7 protein-coding genes are annotated in these 6,519 nt (G+C 68.4%); 5 read left to right on the top strand and 2 right to left on the bottom strand.

What is annotated here, in order from left to right; translation table 11 throughout:
• Positions 1-184: 184 nt before the first annotated feature.
• Positions 185-457, bottom strand: coding sequence for a hypothetical protein (locus tag LAO51_19535; GenBank protein ID MBZ5640936.1), 273 nt, complete (start codon positions 455-457; stop codon positions 185-187).
• A gap of 76 nt (positions 458-533) precedes the next feature.
• Positions 534-1,079 (bottom strand): manganese efflux pump MntP family protein, encoded by a 546-nt coding sequence (locus tag LAO51_19540; protein MBZ5640937.1) that lies wholly within the window; start codon positions 1,077-1,079, stop codon positions 534-536.
• 205 nt (positions 1,080-1,284) lie between these two features.
• On the opposite strand from LAO51_19540, the gene LAO51_19545 reads away from it, so the two are divergent.
• The 5 genes from LAO51_19545 to LAO51_19565 form a co-directional block, all read left to right on the top strand.
• The gene (locus LAO51_19545; protein MBZ5640938.1) at positions 1,285-2,454 is read left to right on the top strand and encodes an acyl-CoA dehydrogenase family protein; all 1,170 of its coding nucleotides are present in this window, start codon (positions 1,285-1,287) and stop codon (positions 2,452-2,454) included.
• Positions 2,455-2,480: 26 nt separating this feature from the next.
• The gene (locus tag LAO51_19550) at positions 2,481-3,125 is read left to right on the top strand and encodes a DedA family protein (protein MBZ5640939.1); all 645 of its coding nucleotides are present in this window, start codon (positions 2,481-2,483) and stop codon (positions 3,123-3,125) included.
• A 196-nt stretch (positions 3,126-3,321) separates the two neighbouring features.
• Positions 3,322-5,223: an APC family permease gene (locus LAO51_19555; protein ID MBZ5640940.1), complete on the top strand. Its 1,902-nt coding sequence runs from the start codon at positions 3,322-3,324 to the stop codon at positions 5,221-5,223.
• A 19-nt stretch (positions 5,224-5,242) separates the two neighbouring features.
• Positions 5,243-6,343: a serine/threonine-protein phosphatase gene (locus tag LAO51_19560; GenBank protein MBZ5640941.1), complete on the top strand. Its 1,101-nt coding sequence runs from the start codon at positions 5,243-5,245 to the stop codon at positions 6,341-6,343.
• Positions 6,336-6,519 (top strand): hypothetical protein (locus LAO51_19565; GenBank protein ID MBZ5640942.1); only part of this gene is annotated, 184 nt, incomplete at its 3' end. The genes LAO51_19560 and LAO51_19565, both read left to right, overlap by 8 nt.

Consider the following 6,519-nt stretch of genomic DNA (forward strand, 5'->3'; position numbering starts at 1 on the left):
CATCCCCGGGGCCGACGATATACTCGGGGTCAACCGGACCGACAGCGGTCGGCTCGAATGCGGCGGGCGTTGTCGCGAAGACATCATAACCAAAGTATGGTAACCCCGCCTTTCCCGTTGGTGAAGGAACAGGGGTTTCTTTCTTTTCCTTTGGCGTCTGGGCCTTTGGGTGACGGCCTCGGGATCAGCGGTTTCCCTTCGGAAGCACCACCGTGGTCGGGGTGTGGCCGTGCGTGGCCTCGTGGGCGGTCGGGGCCTGCTCCTGCCCCGCGGGGCCGGAGTGCGCCCCCTCGCCCACGATCTCGACGTCGCCGGACTCGACCAGGCGCCGAACCGCGGGCTCGCCCGCCGCCTCGTCGGCGATCTGTCCGGTCCGGGCCGGGCCGAGGTGCAGCACCTTCCCGCCGTGAAGCTGGATCTTGAGCGGCTTGTGGGACTTGTTCACGATCGTCTTCATGGCGCACCCCGTTCGTGTGTGAGGGGGAGATTGTACACGCAGGCGACCGTCGCGGGCGAGCCTCGTGGCCCCTTCGTCACGGGAAGAGCATCTTGATGCCGAGGCCCGCGATCACGAGGCCCCCGAGCGCGCCGGCGAGGCGGCCCGCCGCGTGCCCCACCTTCGCGCCGAGGAGCATCCCCACGAGCGTCGCGAGGCCGGCGGTGATTCCGATGATCGCGCAGGCGCGCGGCAGGTTCGCGCGTGCCAGGGCGAGACCGACGCCCACCCCCAGGGCGTCGAGGCTCGTGGCCAGCGAAAGGCCGACGAGGCTCAGGCCCCGGGTCGGGTCCGGGGTCGCGCGGAAGGGCCCCGCGTGCCGGAGGCTCTCCCAGAACATCCTCGCGCCGAGCGCCGCGAGGACGCCGAACGCCACGTAGCGATCCGTTCCGTGGAGCAGCTCCCTGAGCGCGACGCCGCCCGCCGCGCCCACGACCGGCATCAGCGCCTGGAACAGGCCGAAGTGCCACGACAGGCGGAAGAGCTGCCTCGGCGCGGAGAACCGGAGGCCGACCACGAGCGCCACCGAGAACGCGTCGGCGCTGAGCGCGAGCGCGAGCAGGATCACCTCGAGGAGCGTCATGATCGGTTCCGCCGGCGGCGCGAACGCCTCCGGAGGCGCCCACCATAGCCGCTGGGCGGCTCACGATCCAGCCCCGCCGCGCCCGGGGCTTTTCGTCCCGGCCCCCATCTGGTACAACATCCGCTCGCATCGGCGGCGCCGGCGCCCGGGGCCGGCGGTGGGGCGACGCGCGGGCCCTCGAGGGCAGGAGAGGGGAGCGGACTCGATGCACCACTTCAGCGAGGAGCAGCGATCGATCCAAGCTCTCGCCCGGACGATCGCGGAGGACAAGGTCCGGCCCGTGCGCCAGGCCTACGACGAGGGGTGCGTATTCCCCTGGGACGTGGTGCGGGAGATGGCCAAGGTCGACCTGTTCCGGGTGTTCATCCCCGCCGAGTACGACGGCCTCGTCGAAAGCGGGCACGGGATCGTCAACATGTGCATCGTGACCGAGGAGATCTCGAAGGTCTGCGCCGGCATCGCGCTGGCGTTCGCGGGAACCGGCCTCGGCGCGTTTCCGATCCTGCTCTTCGGATCGGAGGACCAGAAGCGGCGCTACCTTCCGGAGATCGCCGCGGGGCGGAAGCTCGCCGCCTTCGGTCTCACGGAGCCGGGGGCCGGATCGGACGCGGGAGCGATCAAGACCACGGCGCGTCGCGAGGGGGACCATTACGTCCTGAACGGCACCAAGATCTTCATCACGAACGGCGGCGAGGCGGACATCTACACCGTGGTGGCGCTCACGAACCCGGACAAGGGCGCTCGCGGGGCGTCGGCGTTCGTGGTGGAGAAGGGAACTCCCGGCTTCGACTTCGGCAAGAAGGAAAGCAAGATGGGGATCCACGCCAGCGCCACGAGGGAGCTGATCTTCGACGGCGCGCGGGTCCCGGCGGAGAACCTCCTCGCGAAGGAGGGGATGGGGTTCATCGTCGCGATGAAGACGTTCGACACCTCGCGCCCCGGCGTGGCCGCGCAGGCCCTCGGGATCGCGGAGGGGGCCATGCAAGAGGCGCTCCGGTACATCCACCAGCGCCAGCAGTTCGGCAAGAGCGTGCTGTCCTTCCAGGGAATCCAGTGGATGCTCGCCGACATGGCGACGCAGATCGAGGCCGCGCGCGCGCTCGTCTACCAGGTCGCGGACCTGATCGACCAGGGCGAGGGAAAGGACATCGCCCATCTCTCGGCGATGGCGAAGGTGTTCGCGTCCGACGTCGCCATGAAGGTGACCACCGACGCGGTCCAGATCTTCGGCGGGTACGGGTACATGACCGAATACCCGGTCGAGAAGATGATGCGGGACGCCAAGATCACCCAGATTTACGAGGGGACCAACCAGATCCAGCGCAACGTCATCGGCGCCCGTCTGATGAAGGAGGCGGCTCGGCTCTCCGGCTAGAAGGGTCGGGGTCAGGGGGGACGGTCTTGGATTTCCTCGCGCGGCTCGTCGACTTCGTCCTGCACATCGACGTCCACCTGGACCAGATCGTCCGGTCCTACGGCGCCTGGACGCACCTCATCCTCTTCGCGATCGTCTTCTGCGAGACCGGTCTCGTGGTGACTCCCATCCTGCCGGGCGACTCGCTCCTGTTCGCGGTGGGGGCCTTCTCGGCGCGCGGGTCCCTCGACCTTATGGCCGCGCTCGCCGTGCTGTCGCTGGCCGCGATCGCTGGGGACACGGTCAACTACTGGATCGGCCATTTCGCGGGGCCCCGCGTCTTCCACCGCACGGACGTGCGGTTCCTGAACCCCAAGCATCTGGAGCGGACGCACGCGTTCTACGAGAAGTACGGCGGCAAGACCATCATCCTCGCCCGGTTCGTCCCGATCATCCGCACGTTCGCCCCGTTCGTCGCCGGAATCGGAGCGATGTCGTACGGGCGCTTCCTGCTCTACAACGTGGTCGGCGGAATCGCCTGGATCCTCCTCTTCGTGCTCGGAGGGTACTTCTTCGGGAACATCCCTGTCGTCCGCCGCAACTTCACGCTGGTCATCATGGCGATCATCGTGATCTCCATCGTGCCCGCGGTGATCGAGTTCGTGCGGCAGCGGCGGCAGGCGCGCGGCTGAAGCCGGACGCGGCGGGAGCGCGGCGGCCGCGCCGGCGGCAGGAGCGAACTTGGGATCGGGATCCGAGGGGACCTCCGGACGCGAGCCGGGAACCGAGGAGATCCGCCACGAGGGGTTCTTCCACGGCCTGAGGCGCGCCGTCGTCGGGAGTCCGAGGGACCCGCGGGACCCCACCGTCTTCCACAAGATCTCCCTGATGGCGTTCCTGGCCTGGGTCGGTCTGGGCGCCGACGGGCTCTCGTCGTCGTCGTACGGGCCCGACGAGGCGTTTCGGGCGCTCCACGGACACGAGGATCTCGCGCTCTACCTCGCGCTGATGACCGCCGCGACCGTCGCGATCATCTCGTACTGTTACAGCCTGGTGGTCGAGCACTTCCCGAGCGGCGGAGGCGGGTACGTGGTCGCCACCAAGCTGCTCGGCCCGGTGCCCGGGGTGGTCTCGGGCTCCGCCCTGGTCGTGGACTACGTCCTGACCATCGCCATCTCGGTCGCCTCCGGGGTGGAGGCCGTGCTGAGCTTCCTCCCGTCGTCGTGGCAGGCGGCGAGGGTTCCGCTCGATCTCGCCATGCTCCTCGTCCTGCTCCTGATGAACCTGCGAGGGGTCAAGGAGTCGATCAAGGTCCTGCTCCCCATCTTTCTGATCTTCGTCGCGACGCACGCCGTCCTGGTCCTCTACGGCATCCTGGCGCACGCGGGAGGCCTTCCGGAGGTCGTCTCCGACGTTCAGGCGGAAACGGCCCGTTCGGTCGAGCGGCTCGGCCTCTGGGCGGTCGTTCTCCTCCTCTTCCGTGCCTATTCGATGGGGGCGGGCACCTACACCGGGATCGAGGCGGTGTCGAACGGCATGCAGATCCTGCGGGAGCCGCGGGTGGCCACGGCTCGGCGGACCATGCTCTACATGGCGCTCTCCCTGGCCTTCACCGCCGGGGGCATCCTGGTGTGCTACCTGCTGTGGCACGCGGCTCCCGAATCGGGGAAGACCATGAACGCGGTTCTCCTCGAACGGGTCATGGGATCGTGGAGGGTGGGCGACTGGCAAGTGGGCGCGTGGCTCGTGATCCTCACCCTCGTCTCGGAAGGGGCGCTGCTGTTCGTGGCCGCCCAGACCGGCTTCATCGACGGTCCGAGGGTCCTCTCCAACATGGCCCTCGATTCGTGGGTGCCGCACCGCTTCGCGAACCTCTCGGAGCGTCTCGTCACGCAGAACGGCGTGATCCTGATGGCGGCGGCCGCCGCGGTCCTCATGCTGTACACGCGGGGGAGCGTCTCGTTCCTGGTGGTGCTGTACTCCATCAACGTGTTCCTGACGTTCAGCCTCACGCAGCTCGGGATGCTCCGCCTCTGGATCCAGCATCGCCGCGCGAACCCGCGCTGGTGGCGGTACTTCTCCGCGCACGCCGTCGGCTTCCTGCTGTGCGTGACGGTGCTCGTGGTCGTGACGCTCGAGAAGTTCAAGGAGGGCGGATGGCTGACCTTCGCCATCACCTCGTCGTTCATCGGGGCGTGCTTCCTGGTCCAGCGGCACTACTCCGCGGTCCGACGGGAGATCGCGAAGCTCGACCAGGTCCTGATGGAGATCCCCCCCGAGGCCGAGCAGGCGCCGGAGCGGAAGCCCGAGCCGGACGAGCCGGTGGCGGCGCTCCTGGTCTCGGGGTACGGCGGTCTCGGGATCCACACCCTCCTGGCGCTGCAGCAGCTCTTCCCCGGCTACTTCAAAGGCATCGTCTTCCTCTCGGTGGGCCGGGTGGACTCCGGGGCGTTCAAGGGCAAGAACGAGGTGGACGCCCTGGTGGACAGCACCCTTGGGAACCTCGACCGTTACGTCGGCCTGGCCCGGAGCCTCGGTTTCCGTGCGGACTCGATGTACCGCATCGGAACCGACGTCGTCCACGACTCCGAGGTGCTCTGCCAGGAGGTGAAGGCGCGGTACCCGCGGGCGGTCTTCTTCCTCGGCAAGCTCGTCTTCGCGCAGGACCGCTTCAGCTACCGGTTCCTGCACAACGACACGGCGAACTCGATCCAGCGGCGGTTGCAGTTCGGCGGGCTCCAGACCATCATCCTCCCGATCCGGATCCGGCTCTCGGGGGGGACGGCCTGACCGGGTCGAAGGGAAGGCGATGGGCCGGCGTGCGACGGGGGGCGAGGCGGTGGGCCGCTCCGGGGGAAGCCTCCCGCGGGTCGTGATCGACGACTTCCGATCGGGCGGGATCCGGCGCGGGCTTCGCGAGGATTTCCGGGAGCTCTACCGGTTCTACTTCGACGAGGACGAGCGCGAGCGGCTGGCCCGCATGCGGTCGCTGCGGCGCTGGCTCCGGATCGCGTGGCACCTGCTGCGAGCGCTGATCCTGCGTCTCTCGCCCGTGCGGCGGATCCTGCTCCTCGTCTCCCTCTTCCTGACGATCAACGGCGCCGTCGACTTCTCGGTCGGCGAGGTCCGCGTGAGATTCACGCTGATGCCTCTCGCCTACGCGCTCGTGCTGCTGGTCCTCCTGCTCGAGCTCAAGGACAAGCTCCTCGCGAGGGACGAGATCGAGGTGGCGAGACAGGTGCAGCTCGCGCTGCTCCCGCGCGAGCAGCCCCGGCTCGCGGGTTGGTCGCTGTGGTGCTCGACGAGGCCCGCCAACGACGTGGGAGGGGACCTCGTGGACCACGTGGCCCTCGCGGGAGGCTCGCTCGGCATCGTCCTGGGAGACGTCGCGGGGAAGGGGCTCGGCGCGGCGCTCCTCTCAGCGAAGCTCCAGGCGTCGCTTCGCGCCGTGCTTCCCGAGTGCCGCTCGCTCGCCGATCTCGGGGCGAGGCTCAACGCGATCCTCCACCGGGACGGCATCGAGAACCGGTTCGCGACGCTGTTCTACGCGGAGATCATTCCCGAGTCCGGACGGCTCAGGGTGTTGAACGCGGGGCACAACCCGGCCCTCCTGTTCCGCCGCGGCGGGACGCAGCGGATCGGCGCCTCCGCCCCGCCGCTCGGGATGTTCGGGAACACGACATATCGAGAAGAGGTGCTCGATCTCGAGCCGGGCGACCTCGTCGTCGCGTTCTCCGACGGCCTGACCGAGGCGCGAAACGCGAGGGACGAGGAGTTCGGGGAGGCGCGGATCGAAGGGCTGGCCTCCGGGCTGAGGGGGCGTCCGGCGACGGAGGTCGGGGAGCGAATCGTCGGCGGAGCGGAGGCGTTCCTCGGCGAGCGGCGGCCGCACGACCATGGCGGTGGGTAATCCGATTATTCCGCCGGCCGCGCCGAAAAACAAAGGAGCATTCTGCGGCGACGGAATTTGCAGTAATTTTTCTTCCACCATCGATGAGTCGCTGAACAGCAACCCCTATTACTGCGCCATAGATTGTGAGTTTATAAAACAGGCTGCCTTTGCTTCAGCAGTTCCCGCTGGGGATC

Source organism: Terriglobia bacterium (assembly GCA_020073205.1).
Taxonomy (GTDB): domain Bacteria; phylum Acidobacteriota; class Polarisedimenticolia; order Polarisedimenticolales; family JAIQFR01; genus JAIQFR01.

Excerpts from the sequence above, each read along its gene's own strand:
- LAO51_19535 (MBZ5640936.1), bottom strand. The coding sequence starts at position 457 with ATGAAGACGATCGTGAACAAGTCCCACAAGCCGCTCAAGATCCAGCTT.
- LAO51_19540 (MBZ5640937.1), bottom strand. The coding sequence starts at position 1,079 with ATGACGCTCCTCGAGGTGATCCTGCTCGCGCTCGCGCTCAGCGCCGAC.
- LAO51_19545 (MBZ5640938.1), top strand. The coding sequence starts at position 1,285 with ATGCACCACTTCAGCGAGGAGCAGCGATCGATCCAAGCTCTCGCCCGG.
- LAO51_19555 (MBZ5640940.1), top strand. The coding sequence starts at position 3,322 with ATGGCGTTCCTGGCCTGGGTCGGTCTGGGCGCCGACGGGCTCTCGTCG.
- LAO51_19560 (MBZ5640941.1), top strand. The coding sequence starts at position 5,243 with ATGGGCCGGCGTGCGACGGGGGGCGAGGCGGTGGGCCGCTCCGGGGGA.